24 protein-coding genes are annotated in these 22389 nt (G+C 68.4%); 13 read left to right on the top strand and 11 right to left on the bottom strand.

Features of this window, described 5'->3' with window-relative positions; genetic code table 11:
• Window positions 1-205 precede the first annotated feature (205 nt).
• Window positions 206-1936, top strand: a complete 1731-nt coding sequence (locus tag BW981_RS06785; RefSeq protein ID WP_076437458.1) for an AMP-binding protein — start codon at window positions 206-208, stop codon at window positions 1934-1936.
• Window positions 1937-2011: 75 nt separating this feature from the next.
• Entirely contained in the window at window positions 2012-3121 is a 1110-nt protein-coding gene (locus tag BW981_RS06780; RefSeq protein WP_076437456.1) for a sulfite oxidase, read from the top strand.
• 163 nt (window positions 3122-3284) lie between these two features.
• On the opposite strand, the gene mtaB is transcribed toward BW981_RS06780, so the two are convergent.
• Window positions 3285-4556 carry a tRNA (N(6)-L-threonylcarbamoyladenosine(37)-C(2))-methylthiotransferase MtaB gene (gene mtaB, locus BW981_RS06775; RefSeq protein WP_076437454.1) on the bottom strand — a complete coding sequence of 424 codons (1272 nt, stop codon included), beginning with the start codon at window positions 4554-4556 and terminating at the stop codon, window positions 3285-3287.
• Window positions 4556-5440: a diaminopimelate epimerase gene (dapF, locus tag BW981_RS06770; RefSeq protein WP_076437452.1), complete on the bottom strand. Its 885-nt coding sequence runs from the start codon at window positions 5438-5440 to the stop codon at window positions 4556-4558. The genes mtaB and dapF overlap by 1 nt, the downstream gene beginning before the upstream one ends.
• 119 nt (window positions 5441-5559) lie before the next feature.
• Between dapF and BW981_RS06765 the strand changes: the two genes are divergently transcribed.
• Complete coding sequence (locus BW981_RS06765; RefSeq protein WP_139333653.1) at window positions 5560-6462, top strand: GyrI-like domain-containing protein; 903 nt, start codon at window positions 5560-5562, stop codon at window positions 6460-6462.
• Window positions 6463-6644: 182 nt separating this feature from the next.
• Here the strand turns inward: BW981_RS06765 and BW981_RS06760 are convergent, their stop codons facing one another.
• From BW981_RS06760 to BW981_RS06745, 4 genes are all read right to left on the bottom strand, one after another.
• Window positions 6645-7703 (bottom strand): MBL fold metallo-hydrolase, encoded by a 1059-nt coding sequence (locus tag BW981_RS06760; protein ID WP_076437449.1) that lies wholly within the window; start codon window positions 7701-7703, stop codon window positions 6645-6647.
• 49 nt (window positions 7704-7752) lie between these two features.
• On the bottom strand, window positions 7753-8358 hold the full coding sequence (locus BW981_RS06755; RefSeq protein WP_076437447.1) for a class I SAM-dependent methyltransferase: 606 nt from the start codon (window positions 8356-8358) through the stop codon (window positions 7753-7755).
• Window positions 8359-8365: 7 nt separating this feature from the next.
• Window positions 8366-8992, bottom strand: coding sequence for a LysE family translocator (locus BW981_RS06750; RefSeq protein WP_076437445.1), 627 nt, complete (start codon window positions 8990-8992; stop codon window positions 8366-8368).
• Between the two features lie 182 nt (window positions 8993-9174).
• Window positions 9175-9756, bottom strand: a complete 582-nt coding sequence (locus BW981_RS06745; RefSeq protein ID WP_076437444.1) for a CAP domain-containing protein — start codon at window positions 9754-9756, stop codon at window positions 9175-9177.
• Between the two features lie 355 nt (window positions 9757-10111).
• On the opposite strand from BW981_RS06745, the gene ffh reads away from it, so the two are divergent.
• The 5 genes from ffh to trmD all read left to right on the top strand — a co-directional run bounded on the left by ffh (window position 10112) and on the right by trmD (window position 14292).
• Window positions 10112-11686 (top strand): signal recognition particle protein, encoded by a 1575-nt coding sequence (ffh, locus tag BW981_RS06740; RefSeq protein ID WP_076437442.1) that lies wholly within the window; start codon window positions 10112-10114, stop codon window positions 11684-11686.
• A 49-nt stretch (window positions 11687-11735) separates the two neighbouring features.
• A complete protein-coding gene (gene rpsP, locus BW981_RS06735) occupies window positions 11736-12104 on the top strand; it encodes a 30S ribosomal protein S16 (RefSeq protein WP_076437440.1) in 369 nt (122 codons plus the stop codon).
• 137 nt (window positions 12105-12241) lie between these two features.
• Entirely contained in the window at window positions 12242-12784 is a 543-nt protein-coding gene (rimM, locus tag BW981_RS06730; RefSeq protein ID WP_076437797.1) for a ribosome maturation factor RimM, read from the top strand.
• Entirely contained in the window at window positions 12768-13442 is a 675-nt protein-coding gene (locus tag BW981_RS06725; RefSeq protein WP_076437438.1) for an HAD family hydrolase, read from the top strand. Before rimM ends, BW981_RS06725 begins: the two co-directional genes overlap by 17 nt.
• A gap of 133 nt (window positions 13443-13575) precedes the next feature.
• Window positions 13576-14292, top strand: coding sequence for a tRNA (guanosine(37)-N1)-methyltransferase TrmD (gene trmD, locus BW981_RS06720; RefSeq protein WP_076437436.1), 717 nt, complete (start codon window positions 13576-13578; stop codon window positions 14290-14292).
• A 114-nt stretch (window positions 14293-14406) separates the two neighbouring features.
• Here the strand turns inward: trmD and BW981_RS06715 are convergent, their stop codons facing one another.
• Window positions 14407-14835, bottom strand: coding sequence for a rhodanese-like domain-containing protein (locus tag BW981_RS06715; RefSeq protein ID WP_076437435.1), 429 nt, complete (start codon window positions 14833-14835; stop codon window positions 14407-14409).
• A 5-nt stretch (window positions 14836-14840) separates the two neighbouring features.
• A complete protein-coding gene (locus tag BW981_RS06710) occupies window positions 14841-16043 on the bottom strand; it encodes a pyridoxal phosphate-dependent aminotransferase (protein ID WP_076437433.1) in 1203 nt (400 codons plus the stop codon).
• 255 nt (window positions 16044-16298) lie between these two features.
• On the opposite strand from BW981_RS06710, the gene BW981_RS06705 reads away from it, so the two are divergent.
• Complete coding sequence (locus tag BW981_RS06705) at window positions 16299-17114, top strand: transglutaminase-like domain-containing protein (protein WP_076437431.1); 816 nt, start codon at window positions 16299-16301, stop codon at window positions 17112-17114.
• Window positions 17115-17126: 12 nt separating this feature from the next.
• Here the strand turns inward: BW981_RS06705 and BW981_RS23005 are convergent, their stop codons facing one another.
• Window positions 17127-17264, bottom strand: a complete 138-nt coding sequence (locus tag BW981_RS23005; RefSeq protein ID WP_175624064.1) for a hypothetical protein — start codon at window positions 17262-17264, stop codon at window positions 17127-17129.
• 298 nt (window positions 17265-17562) lie between these two features.
• Here BW981_RS23005 and BW981_RS06700 point away from each other — a divergent pair, with 298 nt between their 5' ends.
• From BW981_RS06700 to BW981_RS06690, 3 genes are all read left to right on the top strand, one after another.
• Window positions 17563-18045 (top strand): YaiI/YqxD family protein, encoded by a 483-nt coding sequence (locus BW981_RS06700; RefSeq protein ID WP_076437430.1) that lies wholly within the window; start codon window positions 17563-17565, stop codon window positions 18043-18045.
• An 89-nt stretch (window positions 18046-18134) separates the two neighbouring features.
• Entirely contained in the window at window positions 18135-19109 is a 975-nt protein-coding gene (locus tag BW981_RS06695) for a Bug family tripartite tricarboxylate transporter substrate binding protein (protein ID WP_076437428.1), read from the top strand.
• A gap of 93 nt (window positions 19110-19202) precedes the next feature.
• A complete protein-coding gene (locus BW981_RS06690) occupies window positions 19203-20345 on the top strand; it encodes a PQQ-dependent sugar dehydrogenase (protein WP_076437426.1) in 1143 nt (380 codons plus the stop codon).
• Window positions 20346-20349: 4 nt separating this feature from the next.
• Here the strand turns inward: BW981_RS06690 and BW981_RS06685 are convergent, their stop codons facing one another.
• Both BW981_RS06685 and BW981_RS06680 read right to left on the bottom strand, forming a co-directional pair.
• Entirely contained in the window at window positions 20350-20646 is a 297-nt protein-coding gene (locus BW981_RS06685) for a hypothetical protein (RefSeq protein ID WP_076437425.1), read from the bottom strand.
• Window positions 20647-20693: 47 nt separating this feature from the next.
• A complete protein-coding gene (locus BW981_RS06680; RefSeq protein ID WP_076437423.1) occupies window positions 20694-20954 on the bottom strand; it encodes a SemiSWEET family sugar transporter in 261 nt (86 codons plus the stop codon).
• 135 nt (window positions 20955-21089) lie between these two features.
• Between BW981_RS06680 and BW981_RS06675 the strand changes: the two genes are divergently transcribed.
• Window positions 21090-22292 carry a lytic murein transglycosylase gene (locus BW981_RS06675; RefSeq protein ID WP_076437795.1) on the top strand — a complete coding sequence of 401 codons (1203 nt, stop codon included), beginning with the start codon at window positions 21090-21092 and terminating at the stop codon, window positions 22290-22292.
• The last annotated feature ends 97 nt before the right edge of the window (window positions 22293-22389 follow it).

Here is a 22389-nt window from a genome sequence, read left to right as displayed (position 1 = left end):
CGCGCAGACCCGGGACCCATTCCGGATGCTTCCGACGCGCCCTTTGCCCAGAGGGCTTGCCACCCCGCCGTCAAAACAGTTTATATCTAAACCGTTAGGTTGCGTTCGGGTGCTTGCGCTCTTTCGCGTGGTTCCGCACTCTGACGACGGCAAAAGAACGGCCGGCGCCGCCCTCTGGCGGAAAGCCAAGGCCACTGGAGGGAACATGGCGAGCAACGTCTTGCAGGCCCAGCAGCGCGACCAGCATCCGTGGCTGGCGCATTATCCGCCGGCGGTGCCGCCGACGCTCGATGAGGCGAAGATCGGCACGCTGGTCGATCTCATCGGCTCGGCCTGCCGCACCTATGCGGAGCGGCCGGCTTTCGAGAGCTTCGGGAAGGCGATCACCTTCGCCGAGACCCTCCGCGCGGCCGAGGCTTTCGCGGCGTGGCTTCAGGCGCAGGGCCTGAAGAAGGGCGACCGCGTCGCGCTGATGATGCCGAACATCCTGGCCTATCCGGTGACGATCTTCGGAACGCTGCTGGGCGGCTTCACCGTCGTCAACGTCAACCCGCTCTACACGGCGCGCGAACTCACCCACCAGGTCAACGATTCCGGCGCGCGCATCCTGGTGGTGATCGAGAACTTCGCGCATGTCGTCGAGGAGGCGAAGCCTCATCTGACCCTCGACCGGATCGTCATCGCGACGCCCGGCGACCTGATGGGCTTCAAGGGCACCATCGTGAATTTCGTCTCGCGCCATGTGAAGAAGGCGGTGAAGCCGTTCGACCTGCCCGGATCGATCCCGCTCGGTACGCTCCTGCGTGGCCGCGGCCCGATGACCCCGGTCACGGTGGCTCCCGAGGACGTCGCCTTCCTGCAATATACCGGCGGCACCACCGGCGTGGCGAAGGGCGCGACGCTGACGCACCGCAATGTCGCCGCCAATGTCCAGCAGGCCGGGTTCTGGCTGGAATGGGTGCTGGAATCCCCGCAGGGCCGGCCCGACTACCAGCATGTGATGGTCACGGCCCTGCCGCTCTACCACATCTTCGCGCTGACCTGCTGCTGCATGTTCCTGCTCCGGATCGGCGCGAAAAGCCTGCTGATCGCCAATCCGCGCGACATCGGCGGCTTCGTGAAGATGCTGAAGGGCAGTCGCTTCACGCTGTTCTCCGGCGTCAACACGCTCTACAGCGCGCTCGCCAACCATGCCGAGATCGGCTCGGTCGATTTCGGCGAGATGCGCTTCGCGGTGGCCGGCGGCATGGCGACGCAGGCCGCCACCGCGAGGCAGTGGAAGGCGGTCACCGGCAAGCCGATCATCGAGGGCTACGGCCTCTCCGAGACCTCGCCGATCGCGACGATCAACCGGCCCGACATTTCCGAGTTCACCGGCACGATCGGCTATCCGATTCCCTCGACCGAGATCGCGATCCGCGACGCGGAAGGCAACGACCTGCCGATGGGCGAGGCCGGGGAGGTCTGCATCCGGGGCCCGCAGGTCATGGCCGGCTACTGGAACCGGCCGGACGAGACGGCGAAGTCGATGACCCCGGACGGGTATTTCCGCAGCGGCGATGTCGGCATCATGCTGCCGGACGGGCAGATCAAGCTCGTCGACCGGATGAAGGACATGGTGCTGGTCTCCGGCTTCAACGTCTACCCCAACGAGGTGGAGGACGTGCTGGCCTCGCATCCGGGCGTGCGCGAAGCGGCGGTGATCGGCCTGCCGGACGAGCATTCCGGCGAGGTCGTCGCGGCCTTCGTCGTACGCAAGGACGCCACGCTGACGAGCGACGAGCTGCGGGCCTACTGCAGGGAGAACCTCACCGGCTACAAGGTGCCCAAGCAGATCTTCTTCCGCGAGACGTTGCCGAAGACCAATGTCGGCAAGGTGCTGCGGCGGGCTCTGCGCGAGGAGGTGGTGGCAGGCGCGGCTGTGCGGGAAGGGTGACAGGCCGGGGCTGCGCTGGTCTGTTGGGCGACGTTTCTCCTGCGCCGCTACGGCGCCGAAAGAGAAGGTTCTTCCTTGTCTCGCCGATCCGACGAACTCGCCCTGCTGGCCAGCGCCAAGCCCCGCCTGCACATCCATGAGGATGCCGCGCTCAATGCCGAGCCGCCGGTCGAGCAGCTCGATTCGCTGCTGACGCCCATCGCCTCCTTCTTCATCCGCAACAATGGCGTGCTGCCGGAGCCTGCCGATCCGGAAAGCTGGAGGTTGACCATCGACGGCGAGGTGGAACGGCCGGCCGAATGGACTCTCGCGGGGCTGCGCCAGCGCTTCGAAACCGTGACGATCCCGGCCGTGCTCGAATGCGCCGGCAATGGCCGCGGCCAGTTCTCGCCCGCGACGGACGGGCTGCCATGGGGGCTGGGCGCCGTCGGCTGCGCGCGCTGGACCGGCGTCAGGCTCGCCGACGTCCTCGAGCCCTCGGCGCCGAAGCCGGGAGCGGTCTATACCGGACATCACTCCCCGGACCGCTCCGCCGCCAACCCCGACAAGGACGCGATCTCGCGCGGGCTGCCGATCGGAAAGGCGCTGGCGCCCGAGACGCTGATCGCCTTCGGCATGAATGACGGGCCGCTGCCGCATCTGCATGGCGGGCCGCTGCGGATCGTGGCGCCGGGCTATCCGGGCTCGGCCTGGCAGAAATGGCTCTCCCGCATCAGCCTGCGCACACAGGAGCATGACGGCGAGAAGATGCGGGGCACCGATTACCGCTTGCCGGTCCGGTCGATCGCCCCCGGCGAGCCGCTCGACCCGGCCGATTTTGCCGTCATCACCGACATGCCGGTGAAGTCGCTGATCACCCGGCCGCTCTCCGGCTTCGCCGTGACGTCGGGCGAGCCGCTGCGCGTGGCCGGCTTTGCGTGGAGCGGCGCGACGCCGGTCGCCTCTGTCGCGGTGTCCGCCGATGACGGCCTGTCCTGGCGGGAGGCTGAACTCGAGGCGGGCGAGGGGCCCTTCGCCTGGCGGCCTTTCTCGGTCGAGCTGAAGGGGTTGGGACCCGGGCCGGTCACCCTCATCGCGAGAGCGACCGATATCAGCGGGCGGTCGCAGCCTCTCGCAATGCCATGGAACCCGCGCGGCTACTGCAACAACGTGGTGCAGCGCGTCACCGGGCAGATCATCCCCTGAAACCGCCGAGGCGCCTGCCCGATGGGCATGACAATCGCGGAGGGCCTTGAACTTTTCCGCGCTGATGCGTCCAACCGCCGGGTCGGCCATTGCGGGCATGGCTTGGCCGCCCCGGTATCTCCCTCCCACTGGCCACCGGGCGGCCCTGTCGTCTTCCTGCCGATCAGGCTGCCAGCAGGGCGCGCCCGTCATCGGCATGGCCGATGGCCGGGACGATCAGGCCGGGCTCGACCGGGCCTTCAAAGCGGACCAGCGTGAAATCCTCGGCCCGGCCGCTGTTGCCGCGCTCGGTCAGCACGCTGAGGGGCTTGCCCCGGCGCGCGGCGAGATGGCGGCGATGGGCGGCGGAGGCTGCCTCCCGCAAGCGCGCCGCCCGTTCGGCGACGAGGGCAGCCGGCGATTGCGGCATGCGGGCGGCGGGGGTGCCCGGGCGCGCCGAATAGGGGAAGACGTGGACGAAGCTCAGCCCGCATTCCTCGATCAGCGCGAGCGAACGGGCGAACATCGCCTCGTCCTCGGTCGGGAAGCCGGCGATCAGGTCGGCGCCGAAGACGATGCCTGGACGCAGCGCCCTGAGTTCCGCGCAGAAACGGATCGCATCCATCCGGCTGTGGCGACGCTTCATCCGTTTCAGGATCAGGTCGTCGCCATGCTGGAGCGAGATGTGCAGATGCGGCATCAGGCGCGGCTCGCCGGCGATCAGCGCCCGCAGCGCGTCGTCCGCCTCGACCGCGTCGATCGAGGAGAGCCGCAGTCGCGTCAACTCGGGCAAGGCGCGCAGGATCGCCCCGGCGAGGTGGCCGAGCGAGGGAATGCCGGCGAGGTCCCGCCCATAGCTGGTGAGATCGACGCCCGTCAGCACGATCTCGCGGGCACCGCCCTCCAGCAGCGTGCGGCATTGCGCCACGACATCGGCGAGCGGCAGCGACCGCGAATGGCCGCGCCCGAACGGGATGACGCAGAAGGTGCAGCGATGGTCGCAGCCGTTCTGGACCTGCACGAAGCCGCGCGTATGCCCGGAGAGGCGGCCGGTCGGGGCCGGGCGGATGCGCGAGCGGGCCATGATGTCGCCGACCACGACCTTGTCGTCCGCAGCGGCGGTGGCTTCGCCGAGGCTGTTGGAGCGGGCGAGCCGGGACCAGATCTCCGGGTCGAGCTTCTCGTCATTGCCGAGCACGCGGGCGGCTTCCGGCATCGCCGCAAAGCGGGCGGGCTCGATCTGGGCGGCGCAGCCGGTCACGATCACCGGCCGGTCGGGCTGCTCGCGCTTCAGGCGGCGCACCGCCTGCCTCGCCTGGCGCGCCGCTTCCGCGGTCACTGCGCAGGAGTTGACGATCGCGGCGTCCTTCAACCCCGCGGCCTCCGCCTTCAGCCGCAGCGCCTCGCTCTCGACGATGTTGAGGCGGCAGCCGAAGGTGACGACCTCCAGCGCCATCAGGCGGCCGTCTCGAACAGGGCGGGATCGAGCGTATCCTCCCATTCGAAGGTCGCCGGGCCGGTCATGAGCACATGTCCGTCGCTTTCGCGCCATTCGATGGTGAGGTCGCCGCCGGGCAGGCTGACCACCGCCTTGCGCGCCGAGAGCTCGCGCCGGACCGCGGCGACCAGCACCGCGCAGGCGCCCGAGCCGCAGGCCTGGGTGATGCCGGCGCCGCGCTCCCAGACGCGCATGACGATGCGGTCGGGCGCCTTCACCGCCGCAAGCTCGATATTGGCGCGGTCCGGGAAGATCGGATGGTTTTCGAGCAGCGGGCCGATCTGCTCGAGATTGTAGGCGTAAGGGTCCTCGACGAAGAAGACCGCATGGGGATTGCCCATGTTGACCGCGCAGGGCGTGTGCAGCGTCGGATTGTCGATCGGGCCGATCTGCAGTTCGAAGCGGCTGGTATCCGCGAAGGGCTCGGCCAGCGGGATCTCGTCCCAGGCAAGGCGCGGCTCGCCCATATCGACGGTGAAGACATCCTCGCTCTCGCGGAGGGCGGGGAGCAGCCCGGCCCTGGTCTGCAAAATCAGCCGCGTCTTGGCAGCGTCGCCCATGGCGGCATCGGCGGTCATGGCCCAGGCGACGCAGCGCGTGCCGTTGCCGCAGGCGCCGGCCTCGCTGCCATCGGTGTTGTAGATGCGGATATAGGCGTCGGTGCCGGCGAGCCTGGGGTCGTGCAGCACCATCAGCTGGTCGAAGCGGGCGCGGGGCTCGGCCGCAATGGCGCGGGCCTCCCCGGCCGTGACGACATGCTTGCTGCCGCGCAGGTCGAGCACGGTGATCTGGTTGCCGAGCCCGTTCATCTTCAGGAACCGGCGATGTGCCAGGGCGTTCATGTCGTCACATACCCCACAGATGCGCGGTCTATGACGGAGGCGACGTGAAAAAGCCACCCTCATGCCCGCTTGTCGCGCTAGGTGGACATTCTATGTTGCGCCGCAAGGGGGCGAATCGCTTGAAGATCAGGGCCGTGACGATGCGGTATTTCCGGATGTGTTTCCTGGCTGGAGTCGGCGTCGCCGGGCTCGCGGCCGCCGCAGCGGCGCAGAGCACCGTCGCCTCGCCCTCCGCCGTGCAGGCGAGCCCGCTTGCGCCGCCTGCCGGCGTCGCTCCGGCGCAGGCTCAGTCCGCGCCGAACCAGGCGCCGCCCGCCGCCGTGCCGGACCCCCAGCCCGGCCCGCAACCGGTCCAGCCGGCCCCGCCCGCGCCAAACGTGACGCCGCAGCCCATGCAGCCGCCTCCGGCGCCTCCCGGTCCGCTCGAGCCGCAGCCGGTGCAGCCTCCGCCGACCCTGCCGGTGCCGGGACAGCCGGGACCCGCCGCGCCCACGCAGCAGCAGACCGGCTTGCCGGACCCGAACGCCACGCTCGCGGCCAAAGCCGCAGACACCTCCGATGTCGCGTCGGTGACGCTCGCGCCGAAGCCCGTGTTGATGCGGGCCGGGCAGGCCACCTGGGACCAGGGTTTCCAGCAGCTTTCCGAGGCGGTGGGTGCCCTTCGCGCCGAGGCGCAGCGGACCGGCCTTGCGGTGACGGGCCGGCCGCTCTCGCTCTTCGTCGAGACGACCGATGATGGCTTCCGCTTCGAGGCGATGCTGCCTGTGGCGATCGCGCCCGGCGGGCAGGCGCCGGCGCTGGGCCCGGATTTCAAGATGGGCACGTCGCCGGCCGGCGCGGCGCTGCGCTTCCTGCACCAGGCGCCCTATGACGACATCGACTCGACCTATGAGACGATCACCGCCTATCTCGAAGCCAAGAGTATCACGGTGAAGGACGCCTTCCTCGAGGAGTATGTCAGCGACCTCAACGATGCGGGCGATCCGAACCTCGAGATCAACGTCTACGTGCAGCCGAAATAGGCGCTCACGAGCGCAAAGGCGCTAGAGTCCGCGGGTTTTTCTCGAAAACACGCCGTCATCCCGGCTTGACCCGGGATCCATCGAAGGGCGCTCTCGTTCTACGATGGACCCCGGATCGGCGCGGCTTGGCCGCATGTCCGCGATGACGTAGTGGTTCCTTCTGAACTCAATGATGGTTGCGGTTACGCCGTCCAGCTCAATCCCGGCCGCATCGGCCTAAAGCGCTCCTCGGCCAGGCCTGCGGCGGCGAGCGCGGTCTTCAGCGCCTCGGGCGGGCGCTCGATGCCCTCGTCGGTAAGCTGGAAGGTGCCCCAATGGTGCCCGAGCGCCTGCTCGGCGCGCAGCGCCAGCATGACCTTCACGGCTTCCTCCGGGTTCATGTGGTTTTCGGCCATGAACCAGCGCGGCTCATAGGCGCCGATCGGCAGCACGGCGAGATTGAAGGGGCCGTGCTCGCGGCCGAGCCGTTCGTAGAGCGAGCCGTCGTGAAAGCCGGTATCGCCGACATGAAAGATCTTGATGCCCCCGGCTTCGAGGATGAAGGAGCACCACAGCGCCATGCGCCGGTCGAAGGCCCCGCGCGCCGACCAATGATAGGTCGGCGTCAGCGTGATCGTCAGCGCGTCGGAGAGAGCAAGCTTGTCCGACCAGTCATGCGCCTCCGTCCGGGCATCCGGGATGCGCGCCTTGACGATGGTGTCATTGCCCAGCGGCATGATCATCCGCGGCCGGTCGCGGCGGTGGATGCGGGCCAGCGTCTCGATGTCGAGATGGTCGTAATGGTTGTGCGTGACCAGCACGGCGTCGATCACCGGGAGGTCATCGAAGGCGACGCCCGGCGGGTTCACGCGCCTCGGGCCGATGAAGGTGAAGGGGCTCGCCCGCTCCGACAGGACCGGATCGACCAGCAGATTCAGGCCCGCCATCTGGTAGAGGAAGGAGGCGTGGCCGAGATGGACGATGCGCACACCCTCGACGCTGGCGGGCGGTTTGTCCTGCGGCGGGGCCGGATAGCTGACAGGGAAGGCCTCGCGTTCCCGCTTTCCGGTCTGCCAGCGCAGCACGTCGAGCAGGCCTTTGCTGGCCGTGCGTCCGTCGCTGAAGGCGAGCCCGTCGAAATGATCGCTGACCGGCCCCTGATAATAGGGGTTGCGCGAGCGTGAGACCGCCGCCCAGGCAGTCCCCGCCGAGGCGAACAAGGCGGCGGGACCAAGGACGGAGAGGAGCTTGCGGCGGTTCATGGCCCGGAAGAGGTAGGTTGTCGCGATCCGGGGTCAAGCCTGCCGGGGATCACGCCTGCTTGACCGCCAGGGCATGGAGCCAGCGCGTCGGCATGCCGTCATAGCCGCCGCCGGTATCCTCGTCGATCGCCAGCGAGGCCCAGCGCGAGGGCGGGGCGTAGGCTGCGGCGAGTTCGTCCCTGGAGAGGTAATTGAAGTAGCGGCCGAAGCCGTCGCGCCCTTCGGCCTCCCCGGCCTTGAAGCTGGCATAGAAGACGCCGCCTGGCTTCAGTGCGGTATGAATCCGGTCGATGATCCCGGGCAGGGCCGGGCGCGGCGCATGCAGCAGGCAGGCATGGGCCCAGACCCCGTCATAGGCGGCGGTCTCCGCCAGATCCTCGAACAGCAGCACGCGAACGGGCCGTCCGAGGCGCTTTTCCGCCTGCGCCGCCAGCTCCGGCGAGCCATCGGTAGGGACGACATCGAAGCCGCGCGCCAGCATCTCGGCGCTGTCCTGCCCGCCGCCGCAGCCCAGTTCGAGGATGCGGGCGCCGGCCGGCAGCCTCCCGGCGAAGCGGTCGATGCGGCGATGCTCGGCCTCGCGCGGGCGCCCGGCATAGGCCTGCGCTTCCGCCGCATAGAAATCGAGCGTTTGGGCGTCCTTGTCGTGCGTCATCGATCGATCAATGGCTGCCGGAGCGGATCGCCACCGTCGCGATGCCGGCCCCGATCAGCGCCGTGCCGCCGGCCTTGTTGAACAGGCCGATCGCGCGCGGATTGCGGATGACCGAGCGGGCGCGGGAGGCGACCAGCGCGTAGCCCAGCGCGTTGGCGAAGGCGAGGCCGACGAAAGTGGTCTCGAAGATCAGCATCTGCGTCCAGAAATCCGCCTTGGCATCGAGGAACTGCGGCAGGAAGGCGACGAAGAAGGTGATGCTCTTGGGGTTCAGGGCGGTCACCAGCCAGGCGTGGCCCAGCATCTTCCAGGCGGGGGCGGCATCCTCGCGCGGCTTGGCGTCGAGCGTGCCGCCGGCCCGGAAGAGCTTGATGCCGAGCCAGATCAGATAGGCGGCGCCGACCCATTTCAAGGCGGTGAAGACGCCCGCCGAGGTGGCGAGCAGGGCTCCGACGCCAAGCATCGACAGCGTCATCGCCGTGAAATCGCCGAGCGCGACGCCGATCGCGATCGGCAGCGCGGTGCGCCAGCCCTGGCCGAGCGCATAGGAGACCACCAGCAGGATGGTCGGGCCGGGAATGACGAGAAGGACCGCCGTCGCGGCGGCAAAGGTGGCCCAGGCTTCGAAGGTCATGGTGGTGGCTCCGCTTCAGCAAGGAGAGCCATCACCGGATTGGCGCGCTTGTAAAGGGGGCCTTGGAGGCTCCCTGCTCCGTCACCCCGGACAAGCCGCGTCAGCCGCGCCGATCCCGGGTCTGCGCTTCGCTTCGCCCGGGATGACGGCGCCAAGATGGACGGTGGCAAGATGGACGGTGGTCAGCGTACCGGACGCGCGTTGTTGCCGAACCACATGGTCTGCGTCGGGGCGGGGGCGCCCATCTCGCGACGCACCTCCGGCTCGCTCGCAACGATCAGCACCCACCAGGTGCGATAGCGCGTGCGCGGGTCCTTGGAGAGGGCAATGCCGTAGCGCGTCGCCTCCTTCAAGCGCAGATTCTGGTCGTGGCCCGGCGATTTGCGCCAGCCCTCGAACGCCTCCTCGGCCGAATAATAGCCGCCGCCGAGGTTCTCGGCGGTGCGGGCGGAATCGAGCCCGGCCGCCGTCACGCGGGAGGCGAAGCTGCCATCGGCATCGTGCGACAAGCTGTTCTGCGCGGCCATGGCGTCGGCCTGGCGCTGCGCCATCGCCATCAGCCGCGGGTCGGGCTTCAGCGGGTTCAGGCCGAGGCTCGCCCGATAGGCGTTGAGGATGCGGCCGGCCTGGGCCGGATCGAGCGAGACGGCGTTCAGCCGCTCCACGATGCGCGGATCGAGCCGGCCTTCGCGGCGCGGCTCGCCGGCGCAGCCGGCAAGGAGAGCGGTCGAAGCCAGGAGGATCAGGGCAAAGCGGCGATGCATCGGTCTTCGTCTCGCGATTGGTCGTGACAGCGCATGGGGGTCTTGGCAGCGCATGCTGTCCGATCCGGGCATTCTCAAGGCCGGATTGGACGAGGCAGGCTGAGCTGGACATGAACAGGTCGGGTAGGCCGGGATTGTGCGTGCCCAAAACTTGACTTTTGCGGCGGTCTCGCGCTTTAACGCGCCATCCGTTTCGCCGACATCGCCGAAACCACATCCGCCGACCGGGCCGCGCAAGCCGCTTCATGAGCCCGGAGGTCAACGTCCGACAGCGCGATTGCGCCCTCGGGCGCGAAACCGTTTGGGGGTGGGTTCTGGCGGTGAAGGCTTCCTGAAGCAAGGCAGGCAGGTCCGCATGTTCGGCACGCTGAGCGACAGACTCTCCGGCATCCTCTCGGGGCTGACCCGCAGGGGTTCGCTGACCGAGGAGGATGTCAACGCGGCTCTCCGCGAGGTGCGTCGCGCCCTGCTCGAGGCCGACGTCGCGCTCGAGGTCGTGCGCAGCTTCACCGACAAGGTTCGCGAGCGGGCCGTCGGCGCCGAGGTGCTGAAGTCGGTCACGCCCGGCCAGCAGGTCATCAAGATCGTCAACGACGTCCTGATCGACACGCTGGGCGGGGAGGGCGAGGTCATCGGCTTCGACGCCGTGCCGCCGGTGCCGATCCTGATGGTGGGCCTGCAGGGCTCGGGCAAGACGACCTCCACGGCGAAGATCGCCAAGCGCCTGACCGAGCGCAACAAGAAGAAGGTGCTGATGGCGTCGCTCGATACGCGGCGCCCCGCCGCGATGGAGCAACTCGCCATCCTCGGCACGCAGGTCGGCGTGCAGACGCTGCCGATCATCGCCGGCCAATCGGCCGTGCAGATCGCCAGGCGCGCGATCGAGGCGGCCAAGCTCGGCGGCTACGACGTGGTGATGCTCGACACCGCCGGCCGCGTCACGCTCGACGACATGCTGATGGAAGAGGTCGCGCAGGTGAAGGCCGCGACCGGCCCGCATGAGGTTCTGCTCGTCGCCGACGCGCTGACCGGCCAGGACGCGGTCAACACGGCGCGTGCCTTCGATGCCCGCGTCGGGCTGACCGGCATCGTGCTGACCCGCATGGACGGCGATTCGCGCGGTGGCGCGGCGCTCTCGATGCGCGCCGTCACCGGCAAGCCGATCAAGCTCGTCGGCACCGGCGAAAAGGTCGACGAGCTCGACGATTTCCATCCCTCGCGCATCGCCAACCGCATCCTCGGCATGGGCGACATCGTCAGCCTCGTCGAGAAGGCGGCGCAGACGGTCGATGCCGACAAGGCGCAGGCGCTGGCGCAGCGGCTGGCCAAGGGCAATTTCGACCTCGACGACCTGCGCATGCAGCTCCAGCAGATGGAGAAGATGGGCGGTCTCGGCGGCGTGATGGGCCTCCTGCCCGGCATGGCGCAGATGAAGAACCAGCTCGCCGCGGCCAAGGTCGACGACAAGATGATCGCCCGTCAGGTCGCGATCATCAACTCGATGACGCCGGCCGAGCGCAAGAACCCCGATCTTTTGAAGAACAGCCGCAAGAAGCGCATCGCCGCCGGCTCCGGCACCTCGCCGGAGGCGATCAACAAGCTGCTCAAGATGCATCGCGGCATGGCCGACATGATGAAGGCCATGAAGAAGCAGAAGGGCGGCATGCTGGGCAAGCTCGGCGGCATGTTCGGGCTGGGCGGCGGCATGGGCGGTGGATTGCCGCCGGGCATGCCCGACCCCTCCAAGATGGACCCGGCGCAGCTCGCCGAACTGCAGAAGCAGCTCGGCGCCGGCGGCGGCCTGCCGCAACTGCCGCCGGGCGGTTTCCCGGGCCTGCCCAAGGGCGTCACCCCGCCCGCCGGCATGATGCCGAAGCTGCCGGGCCTCGGCGGCGGCATGGGCGGCAACCCGTTCGGCAAGAAGAAGTAGCCTTTACCGTTCAACCCCAGATCAACGTTCAACCAAAGGAAGAAGACCCATGTCCCTCAAGATCCGCCTCACCCGCGGCGGCGCCAAGAAGCGCCCCTACTACCGCATCGTCGTCGCCGACGCCCGCTCGCCGCGCGATGGCCGCTTCATCGAGAAGATCGGCTCCTATGACCCGATGAAGCCGAAGGATTCGGCCGAGCGCGTCGTGCTCGACGCCGAGAAGGCCAAGGACTGGCTCGCCAAGGGCGCCCAGCCGACCGACCGCGTGCTGCGCTTCCTCGACGCTGCCGGCCTGACCAAGCGCCCGGCGCGCAACAACCCGCAGAAGGCCGTTGCCGGCGAAAAGGCCAAGGAGCGCGCCGAGAAGAAGGCCGCCAAGGCCGCCCAGCCGGCCGAGGACGCTTCCGCCGAGGCGTGAGCAGGTTCTGACATCGCGCTGGCGACCTTGCGTCATGGTCGGCCTTGTGCCGACCGTCTACGTCTTCGTTCGGCCAGCGCGGTGTTCAAGACATGGATGCTCGGGACAAGCCCGGGCATGACGGCGAGGCCTGCCACATGACTGACAGCTCCCTCATCCTGCTCGGGATCATCGGCGCGCCGCATGGCGTGCGCGGCGAGGTCCGGATCAAGGCGTTCACCGGCGATCCGCTGGCGATCGCCGACTATGGCGCGCTCAGCGACCGCAAGGGCCGCGCCTACGAGATTACCGATATCCGCCCGGCCAGGGAGGTCGTCGTCGCCCGGCTGAAAGGCGTGACGACGCGCGAGGCCGCAGAGGCGCTGAATGGCACCGAACTCCTCGTCCCCCGCGACAGGCTGCCGCCCTCCGAGGACGAGGACGAATTCCTCCAGGCCGACCTGATCGGCTGCGCGGTCGTCGATCCCGCGGGAGCCGTTCTCGGCACCGTGACCGCCGTCGAGAACTACGGCGCCGGCGACCTGCTCGACATCGAGACGCCGGACGGCCGGTCGGTGCTGATGCCGTTCACCAAGGCCTGCGCGCCGCGCGTCGACATCGCTGCGCGGCGGATCGAGGCGCAGCCCCCTGCCGGCCTGTTCGAGCCCGAGGAGGAGCGCCCCGATGACGCCGAGCGATAGACCGGCGCGCGCCCTCATCTTCGACATGGACGGCACCGTCGTCGACAATATGCGCTACCATGAGGACGCTTGGGGCCGGCTGCTCACCGAGCACGGCCTGCCCTTCGATGCCGATGCCTTCTTCAGGAAGACGGCCGGCATGGCCTCCTCCGAGATCCTCGCGCCGCTGTTTCCGGGCGCCGACCAAGCGCGCATCGATGCGCTCGGCCACGACAAGGAACTCTACTACCGCGAGGCCTACGGCCCGCATGTCGCGCCGGTGAGCGGGCTGCTCGACCTGATGGCTCGGGCCGACGAGGCCGGCGTGCCGATGGCCGTCGCCACCGCCGCACCGCCCGGCAATCTCGATCTCGTGATGGACAAGCTCGGGCTGCGCGAGCGCTTCGCCACGCTCGTCGCGCCCTCGCAGGGCTTTCGCGGCAAGCCGAACCCGGATCTTTTTCTCGAGGCGGCACGGCGCATGGACGTGCCGGCTGCCGATTGCATCGTCTTCGAGGATGCACCGAACGGCATCGAGGCGGCCAGGCGTGCCGGGATGCGGGCGGTCGCGCTGCTGACGATGCTGACCGCCGCCGATTTCGCCGGCTTCGACAACCTCATCGGCGAAGCGCCTGATTTCGCCGCGCTGGATGGGTTGCCGGCACTGCGGTTCGGCTAACCTGGCTCGCTCCGCGGGTCATCCCGGACAAGCCGCGTCAGCGGCGCCGATCCGGGATCCATGCCTGAACGGTTCCGGCATGGATCCCGGGTCTTCACTTTGCTCCGCCCGGGACGACGACGCGTTTCATCTCATGTCTGATACCATCCGAAACATGACCTTCCGCGCCTCCATCCTCACCCTCTATCCGGAGATGTTTCCCGGCCCGCTCGGCCTCTCGCTGGCGGGCGAGGGGCTGCGGAAGGGGCTGTGGTCGCTCGACACCCACCAGATCCGCGAGCACGGCATCGGCCGCCACCGCAATGTCGACGACAACCCGGCCGGCGGCGGGGCGGGCATGGTGCTGCGCTGCGACGTGCTGGCGGCGGCGATCGATGCGGCCGTGCCGGCGGAGGATACCCGCCCGCGCCTGCTGATGTCTCCGCGCGGGAGGCCCTTGCAGCAGGCGATGGTGCGCGACTGGGCGGTGGGGCCGGGCGTCGTCATCGTCTGCGGGCGCTTCGAGGGCGTGGACGAGCGGGTGATCGAGGGGCGCGGGCTGACCGAGATCTCTATCGGCGACTACATCCTCTCCGGCGGCGAAATGGCGGCGCTGACGCTGCTCGATGCCTGCGTGCGGCTGATCCCCGGCGTGATGGGCAAGGTCGCCTCCGGCGAGGATGAGAGCTTCGAGAACGGGCTGCTCGAATATCCGCATTATACGCGGCCCCGCGAATGGGAGGGGCGCGGCCTGCCCGAGGCGCTCCTCTCCGGCGACCACGCCCGGATCGCCAAATGGCGGCGGGCGGAGGCTGAGCGGATCACACGGGAGCGGCGGCCGGATCTGCTGAAGGCGCACGGCCAAGGCTGACTTCTGCCGTCAGTCTCGGTCGGCGCGCAGCGCAGATCCGAGAATCTCCTTCCGGGAGAGGCGCCTTTTTCCGCTCGAGATACTCGGGGCAAGCCCGAGCATGACGGCCGTTGCTTAAGGATACCCCACCACCGGCAGCTTCTCCGCCAGCCAGCCACCCGGGCCGAGCATACCGCCGCGCACCGCGACGAGATCGCGCCAGCCCCGGCCGCCGAGTTTCTGCACCGTCGCCGCGGCCTGGGCGCCTGTCCTGTCGATCAGGGCGATGCGCTTGCCCGGATTGTCGAGGCGCAGGCCGGCGAGCCTGACGTCGAAGGCGGTCGCATCCAGATCATAGGGAATGGCTCCCTGCGGCAGGCCGGTATCGGCCCATTCCCCGGGCGAGCGGATGTCGACCAGCACGATGCGGCCGGCCCGGAGCAACTCGAACGCCTCACGGGCCGGCAGGCCCGAAGGCGCAGGTGCCTGACCCAGAACGAAAGCGGCCGGGAGCGTGAAGCCCCCGGCCAGCAACAGGCGGCGCGTCAGGGCGCCCGCGAGCATCGGTCTCAGCGCAGCTCGGCGCAGAAGCGCTGGATGCGGCGGCAGGCCTCTTCCAGCTTCTCGTCCGAGGTGGCGTAGGAGATGCGGAAGTTCGGTCCGAGGCCGAAGGAGGAGCCGTGCACGGCGGCGACGGCCTCCGTCTCGAGGATGCCCATGACGAGGTCCTCGTCGGTCTCGATGACCTTGCCGTTCGGCATCGTCTTGCCGATCAGGGCCGAGCAGTCGGGATAGACGTAGAAGGCGCCTTCCGGCTTCGGGCAGACCAGGCCGCGCGTCTGGTTCAACATGGAGACGACGAGGTCGCGCCGGCGCTCGAAGGCCTTCTTGAAGACCGGGATGTGCTCCTGCGTGCCGTCCAGCGCCTCGACGGCGGCCCATTGCGAGATCGCCGAGGTGCCCGAGGTCTGCTGGCCCTGGACGAGGTCCATGGCGTTCATCAGATGCTGCGGGCCGGCCGCGTAGCCGATGCGCCAGCCGGTCATGGCGTAGGACTTCGAGACGCCGTTCATGGTCAGCGTGCGGTCATAGAGGCCGGGCTCGACCTGCGCCGGGGTGACGAACTCGAACTCGCCATAGACGAGGTGCTCGTACATGTCGTCGGTCAGCACCCAGACATGCGGGTGGCGCATCAGGACATCGGTGAGCTTCTTCATCTCGGCGCGGCTATAGGCGGCGCCCGAGGGGTTCGACGGCGAATTCAGGATCACCCACTTGGTCTTGGGCGTGATCGCGCGCTCGAGCTCTTCCGGCTGCAGCTTGAACTCGTTCTCGATCTTCGTCTCGGCGAAGGTCGGGGTGCCGCCGCACAGCGCCACCATCTCGGGATAGGAGACCCAGTAGGGCGAGACGCAGATGACCTCGTCGCCGGGATTCAGCGTGGCCAGCAGGGCGTTGTAAATGACGTGCTTGCCGCCGGTGGAGACGATGGTCTGGCTCGGCTTGTAGTCGAGCCCGTTCTCGCGCTTGAACTTGCGGGTGATCGCCTCGCGCAGCTGCGGAATGCCGGAAACCGGCGTGTACTTGGTCTCGCCGCGCCGGATCGCCGCGATGGCGGCTTCCTTGATATTGTCCGGCGTGTCGAAATCCGGCTCTCCGACCGAGAGCGAGATCACGTCCTTGCCCTGGGCTTTCAGGTCGCGGGCCTTCTGCGTGATCGTGATGGTCGCAGACGGCTTTACGCGCTTCAGGGCGTCGGCAAGAAAGGCCATGGGACTGATCTCCGGGATGCGGACTGCACGCGCCTGTCGGGCGCGTGCGTGCTTTAGGCTCCGCGCGCCGGCATCGCAAGCCAGACTGCGTGATGCCTGGCGTCAGCGTGGTGAATGCGACGCCGGGGCGCGGCGGGAGGGTGCGCTTCAAGCCCGATCAAGATGATGTGCGCCAGCCTGGCCGGAAATGTGTATGATGGCCGGGCTGGCGGGGGCCACCCATGACGGCGCGGATCGCCGCGCAGAAGGTATCGTGTGAAAATCAGGATCGGCTACGAGCTCGACTACGATCTTCCCCAACCCACCCCGATGATCCTGATGCTGAACGTGCATTTCAGCCGGTTCTCCGATCTCGTCACGCCCGACCACATGCGCATCCGCCCCTCCGTGCCGATCCGCGCCTATCGCGACGGGTTCGGCAATTGGTGCAGCCGGGTGCTGGCGCCGCAGGGCAAGGTCCGGATCTCCGCCGATGCGATCATCGCCGATAGCGGCCTGCCGGAGGCGTTCGACCGCAGCGCCGGCCAGGTTCCGGTCGAGGATCTGCCGGAGGAGTGCATCGTCTTCCTGCTGGCCAGCCGCTTCTGCGACAGCGATCGCATGCTGGACCTGGCCTGGCAGCTCTTCGGGCATACGCAGCCCGGCGCGCCCCGTGTCCAGGCGATCTGCGACTTCGTCCATCAGCGCATCGCCTTCGACTACAACGATGCCAGCGTGACGCGTTCGGCGTCCGAGGCCTATCGCGAAGGCCGGGGCGTCTGCCGCGACTACGCGCATCTGGCCATCGCCTTCTGCCGCGCGCTCAACATCCCGGCGCGCTACTGCACCTGCTATCTCGGCGATATGGGGACGCCCAAGCCCTGGCCGCCGGGCGATTTCGCGGCCTCGTTCGAGGCGTATCTGGAGGGTGGCTGGCAGATGTTCGATCCGCGCAACAACGTGCCCCGCATCGGCCGCGTGCTGATCGCGCGTGGCCGCGACGCGGCGGATGTGGCGATCGCGACCTCCTTCGGCCCCAACACGCTGACCGGTTTCAGGGTCTGGACGGATGAGGTGCCCGAGACCGACTGACGACCGGCCGGGCTATTTCTTCTTCTGCTTCTGCGTATCGGCCTTCGCCATCACGGCGGCGAGGCTGGAGGGTGCCGCGGCCGCGGCCTTGGGCTTGTCCTTCTTGGGCTTTTTCGCCTCGCGGTTGCCGCGCTGTTCACCTTTGGCCATCGTGCTGCTCCTTGCTGGTCAAATCACGCTTCGCTCAGGCCGGGAGGGGCTGAGCGCGCGAAGGCAGATCCGGGCCCGATCGCGCCGGATCCGTCGTCGGTAGACTATGGGAGGTTCCGCTCATGGCTGGCCGGCTTTCGCCTGCCGCGGCCGGTCCGGCGAAAGCCGGAGCACGTCATGTCGAAGCAGGAGGTGAGCCTAGGCTTTCGATGCAGCCGGCGCACGACAATTCTTTCATTGCGCGGCGGAGACTTTCAGGCTTGCGCGTTCGGGCGCCTGCTGCGATGCGCTCCTCGCCATGGAAGCCCCCACACCGATCGCGATCTATGTCGATGCCGACGCCTGCCCGGTGAAGGACGAGATCTACCGCGTCGCCGGCCGGCACGGGCTGCACGTCTATGTCGTGGCCAACAGCTTTCTCAACGTCCCGCGCGAGCCCTGGATCGAGCGCGTGATCGTGCCCGGCAATTTCGACGCGGCCGATGACTGGATCGCCGATCGCGTCGGCCGGGGCGCCATCGTGGTCACCGGGGACATTCCGCTCGCCGATCGCTGCATCAAGGCGAGCGCGGAGGTCATCGGCCCGACCGGCAAGCCCTTCACCGAGGCCTCGATCGGCATGGCGCTGGCGACGCGCGACATGATGGAGGATCTGCGCGCCATGGGCGTCGCCGGCGGCGGGCCGAAGCCGTTCTCGCCTAAGGACCGTTCCGCCTTCCTGCAGGCCCTCGACCTCGCCATCCAGCGGCTGAAGCGGGCCGGTTTGACACGCCACAGCTAGTCTTTCGCCTTGCTGGACGATTGCCGTCTTTCCCCTTAAAGCACCGACCAAACAGCCCCGCACCTTCAGCGGGCCTCGGGAGGAATGCCATGTCGCTGACCCGCCGCTCCACGCTCGGCCTGATGGCCGGCGCCATCCTTGCTCCGTCGATCGCGCGGGCCCAGAGCTTCCCGAGCAAGGTCGTGACGATGATCGTGCCCTATCCGGCGGGCGGCCCGACCGACGCGATCGCGCGCTTCGTGGCGCAGGATCTTTCCGCGACCTTCGGCCAGAACGTGCTTGTCGACAACCGCGCGGGCGCCTCGGGTGCGGTCGGCACCCGTGCCGTCGCCCATGCGGCGCCGGACGGCTACACCATCGTCTTCGGCAACAACCAGACGCATGGCAACAACATGTTCCTGCTGAAGGACCCTGGCTACGACGCGGTGAAGGATTTCGCGCCGCTCGCCGGCGTCGGGGCCTTCGAACACGCCTTCGTGGTGCGCAAGGACCTGCCCGCCAAGAACATCCAGGAGTTGATCGCGCTCGCCAAGGCCGATCCCGGCAAGCTCAATTACGGCTCGACCGGCGTCGGCTCCGGCTCCCATCTGGCGATGGAGCTCTTCATGCAGCGCACCGGCATCAAGATGACGCATGTTCCGTTCCGGGGTGCGGCGCCTCTGGTGCAGGAGCTGGTCGGCGGGCGCATCGACATCGCCAACTCGACGCTGCCGAGCGTTCTGGAGCAGATCAACGCCGGCACGCTGCGCGGGCTCGCCATCGCGAGCCCCGAACGCAACGCGCAGGCCAAGGCCCTGCCGACGCTGCGCGAGCAGGGCGTGACCAATGCCGACGCCGAATCCTGGGCCGCCTTCTTCGCCCCTGCGAAGACGCCGGAGCCGGTGCTCGACACGCTCTCCAAGGCGATTATCGCCTCGCTGAACAAGCCGGCGACCCGCGACGCGATCGTGAAGCTCGGCTTCAGCCTGAAAGTGCGCGACCCGGCGGCGTTCCGCCCCTACCATCTCCAGGAAATCGCGACCTGGAAGCGGATCATCGCCGATGCGGGCGTGAAGCCGGAATAAACTCGAGGGCGCGGCCGGCTCCGTCCTGACAAGGGCGTGAGCAACGATTGGCGCCCTGCCTCGTTCTCCCTATCTGCGGCGCAGACAGGGAGGATGCGGATGCGAAAGACCGGAACGATCGCTGCGGCGCTGGCGGCAGGGCTCTGCCTCGCCTTCTGGCAGGGGCCGGCCTCGGCCCAGAAGCGCTACCCGTCGAGCGCCGGGGACCTCGCCGTCGAAACCGTGGCGAGCGGGCTCGAGCATCCCTGGGCGCTCGCCTTCCTGCCCGACGGGCAGATGCTGGTGACGGAGCGGCCGGGCCGCCTGCGGCTCATCGCGAAGGACGGCAAGCTCTCGCGGCCGATCACCGGCGTGCCGAATGTCATGTCGCGCGGGCAGGGCGGTCTGCTCGATGTCGCGCTCGACCCGGATTTCGCCCGCAACCGCCTCGTCTATCTTTCCTTCGCGGAGCCTCGCGCCAACGGCAACGGCACCAGCGTCGCGCGCGGGCGGCTCAACGAACAGGGCACGGCTCTGGCCGATACAGCCGTGATCTTCCGGCAGATGCCGACCGTGAACTCCACCATGCATTTCGGCTCGCGGCTGGTCTTCGACCGAACCGGCGCGCTGTTCGTGACGCTGGGCGAGCGCTTCAGCCAGCGCGACCAGGCGCAGAACCCCGAGAACCATATCGGCAAGCTCGTCCGCATCCGCCCTGACGGCAGCGTGCCGGACGACAACCCGAAGAAGCCGGGCTGGGCGCCGGAGATCTGGTCGGTCGGCCATCGGAACGTGCAGGGCGCAGCGCTGCACCCGGATACGGGCCAGCTCTGGACGGCGGAGCACGGCGCGCGCGGCGGAGACGAGGTCAACACGCCGAAGGCGGGCCTGAATTATGGCTGGCCGGTCATCAGCTATGGCGTGGACTATTCCGGCACCAAGATCGGCGAGGGCACGGCCAAACCGGGCATGGAACAGCCGCTGTTCTACTGGGACCCGTCGATCGCGCCTTCAGGCGCGGCGTTCTACACCGGCGCGGTCTGGCCGGCCTGGAAGAACTCGTTCGTCGTGGGCGCGCTGGCCGGCAGCCAGCTCGCGCGGCTGTCTACCGATGGCGAAAAGGTCACCGGCGAGGAGAGGCTGCTCACCGATATCGGAGCGCGCATCCGGGATGTCCGGCAGGGGCCAGACGGTTTCATCTATCTCGTCACGGACGAGGATGATGGGAAGGTGCTGCGGGTCAGGCCGGCGAACTGAACCCTTACGGCCCGCAATCCCATTCGTTCTCCAGCACGAAGACGTTTTTCGTCGAGAGCCTGCCCTGCGCATCATAGAGGTCGCCGACATAATAGGTCATGCCGGCATCGTCATGGTCCTCCCGCTTCACCTGAAGCGACCAGCCATAGGCGACGCGCTTGTGGCTGAAGGCCGGATGCACGTCGCCGATCGTGGCGGAAGCGAGGATCTGGGCGGACGGGTCGCCCGGGCTGCAGGTCGGGCCGGCGAGCAGGGGCGCGGTGCCGGCGAGAAGCGCGGCGACGGCAAGCAGGGTGCGCAAGGGATGTCTCTTAAGTCTGCACGAAGGAAGTCGAGGATTGGCGGGAATCAGCCGAAGCGCAGCTTCATGCCGATGATGGCGAGAACGAGGGTGAGCGTCATGGCGTTCGCCGCGATGACCGGCCACGAAACGATCAGCACGCCATAGGCCAGCCAGAGCACGACGCCGCAGGCGAAGAGGACCTGCGTCCACAGCGAGATGGCGCGCGTGTCGCGGGTCCGGATCGTGCGCCAGGCTTGCGGCAGCCAGCACAGGCTGGTGAGCGTCGCGGCGGCAAAGCCGATGAGTTCGACGGGGGCGGCGGGCATGGCAGGCGAATCGCGGGGCGGCGGGAGACCCGCATAACGCGTTTTGCCGCGCCGCGCCGCTCTTGCGCCGACGTTAACCTCCCTTAACCATGACCGCCTAGCCTGCCGGCAACTGCCCTCGAATCGGTGGAGACCATGCGCGCCTCCCATATCGCTTTTTGCTCGGCTGCGGCCCTTGCTTTCGCCCTCAGTGCCGGCTCCGCCAGCGCGCAGGGCAGTTTCCAGTCCTGCCTGTCCGGCCTGCGCTCGGCCGCCTCGGCCGCCGGTGTCTCGACCAGCGTGTTCGACAGCGCCATGTCCGGCGTGGAGCCGGACATGAAGGTCATCGAGGCGATGAACAACCAGCCGGAGTTCAAGACGCCGATCTGGGACTATCTCGGCACGCTCGTCGATGACGAGAAGGTCGCGGAAGGCCGCACCATGCTGCGCCAATACGCCTCCGTCTTCGCCGCCGCCGAGCAGCGCTTCGGCGTCGACCGCCACACCATCGCGGCCGTCTGGGGCGTCGAGAGCGATTTCGGCAAGGCGCGCGGCAAGATGCCTCTGGTGCAGGCACTCTCCACCGGCGCCTGCTACGCGCCGCGCCGCAACGCCTTCTTCAGGGGCGAGCTGATCGCGACGCTGAAGATCATCCAGCGCGGCGACGTCCGGCCCGAGCGGCTGACGGGCTCCTGGGCGGGTGCCTTCGGCCACACCCAGTTCATCCCCTCGACCTATCTCAGGCTCGCCGTCGATGGCGACGGGGATGGGCGGCGCGACCTCGTCGACTCGGTCGCCGACGCGTTGCATTCCACCGCCAATTTCATGGACAAGGCGGGCTGGGTGACCGGCGCGACCTGGGGCTACGAGGTGCGTGTGCCCGACGGCTATCGCGGCCCGACCGGCCGCAATCCGAAGAAGCCGCTCTCGCATTGGGCGGCCGAGGGCATCGTCAAATACAACGGCGCCCGGCTCGATGGGACCGGCAATGCCGGGCTGCTGATGCCCGCGGGGCGGGAGGGGCCAGCCTTCCTCGTCTTCAAGAACTACGATGCCGCCTACAGCTACAACGGTGCGGATTCCTATGCGCTCGCCATTTCGCTCCTCTCCGACCGGCTGCGCGGGAAGCCGGGTGTGCAGGGGCAATGGCCGACCGACGACCTGCCGCTCTCGCGCGAGCAGCGCCGGGAATTGCAGCGCCTGCTGATCGCCCGCGGCTACAATGTCGGCGAGCCGGATGGGGCGGTGGGTTCGCTGACACGCGCCGCGATCAAGGATGTCGAAGCCAAGATGGGCATGCAGCAGACCGGGCGGCCTGGCGAGAAGGTGCTGCGCGCGCTGAAGAGCGGGCGGGTCTAGCATTCGCAGAAAACCGGTGGTCTGCGTCTTCCTTTCCTGTACGGCGAAAACCGCGTCATCCCGGACAAGCCGCGTGAGCGGCGCCAATCCGGGATCC

The sequence above is a fragment of the Allobosea sp. TND4EK4 genome (genome assembly GCF_900156025.1).
GTDB lineage: Bacteria > Pseudomonadota > Alphaproteobacteria > Rhizobiales > Beijerinckiaceae > Allobosea.
Note: the sequence above shows the minus strand (reverse complement) of the source record. Positions and strands in the feature narration are given on the sequence as shown.

Bases quoted from the DNA above. Each gene is read 5' to 3' on its own strand.
- BW981_RS06755 (WP_076437447.1), bottom strand. From the start codon at position 8,358: ATGACGCACGACAAGGACGCCCAAACGCTCGATTTCTATGCGGCGGAA.
- BW981_RS06745 (WP_076437444.1), bottom strand. From the start codon at position 9,756: ATGCATCGCCGCTTTGCCCTGATCCTCCTGGCTTCGACCGCTCTCCTT.
- BW981_RS23005 (WP_175624064.1), bottom strand. From the start codon at position 17,264: ATGGCCAAAGGTGAACAGCGCGGCAACCGCGAGGCGAAAAAGCCCAAG.
- trmD (WP_076437436.1), top strand. From the start codon at position 13,576: ATGTCTGATACCATCCGAAACATGACCTTCCGCGCCTCCATCCTCACC.
- BW981_RS06675 (WP_076437795.1), top strand. From the start codon at position 21,090: ATGCGCGCCTCCCATATCGCTTTTTGCTCGGCTGCGGCCCTTGCTTTC.
- BW981_RS06760 (WP_076437449.1), bottom strand. From the start codon at position 7,703: ATGAACCGCCGCAAGCTCCTCTCCGTCCTTGGTCCCGCCGCCTTGTTC.
- ffh (WP_076437442.1), top strand. From the start codon at position 10,112: ATGTTCGGCACGCTGAGCGACAGACTCTCCGGCATCCTCTCGGGGCTG.
- rimM (WP_076437797.1), top strand. From the start codon at position 12,242: ATGACTGACAGCTCCCTCATCCTGCTCGGGATCATCGGCGCGCCGCAT.
- dapF (WP_076437452.1), bottom strand. From the start codon at position 5,440: ATGAACGCCCTGGCACATCGCCGGTTCCTGAAGATGAACGGGCTCGGC.
- mtaB (WP_076437454.1), bottom strand. From the start codon at position 4,556: ATGGCGCTGGAGGTCGTCACCTTCGGCTGCCGCCTCAACATCGTCGAG.
- BW981_RS06700 (WP_076437430.1), top strand. From the start codon at position 17,563: ATGGAAGCCCCCACACCGATCGCGATCTATGTCGATGCCGACGCCTGC.
- rpsP (WP_076437440.1), top strand. From the start codon at position 11,736: ATGTCCCTCAAGATCCGCCTCACCCGCGGCGGCGCCAAGAAGCGCCCC.
- BW981_RS06725 (WP_076437438.1), top strand. From the start codon at position 12,768: ATGACGCCGAGCGATAGACCGGCGCGCGCCCTCATCTTCGACATGGAC.
- BW981_RS06750 (WP_076437445.1), bottom strand. From the start codon at position 8,992: ATGACCTTCGAAGCCTGGGCCACCTTTGCCGCCGCGACGGCGGTCCTT.
- BW981_RS06695 (WP_076437428.1), top strand. From the start codon at position 18,135: ATGTCGCTGACCCGCCGCTCCACGCTCGGCCTGATGGCCGGCGCCATC.
- BW981_RS06785 (WP_076437458.1), top strand. From the start codon at position 206: ATGGCGAGCAACGTCTTGCAGGCCCAGCAGCGCGACCAGCATCCGTGG.
- BW981_RS06710 (WP_076437433.1), bottom strand. From the start codon at position 16,043: ATGGCCTTTCTTGCCGACGCCCTGAAGCGCGTAAAGCCGTCTGCGACC.
- BW981_RS06715 (WP_076437435.1), bottom strand. From the start codon at position 14,835: ATGCTCGCGGGCGCCCTGACGCGCCGCCTGTTGCTGGCCGGGGGCTTC.
- BW981_RS06690 (WP_076437426.1), top strand. From the start codon at position 19,203: ATGCGGATGCGAAAGACCGGAACGATCGCTGCGGCGCTGGCGGCAGGG.
- BW981_RS06680 (WP_076437423.1), bottom strand. From the start codon at position 20,954: ATGCCCGCCGCCCCCGTCGAACTCATCGGCTTTGCCGCCGCGACGCTC.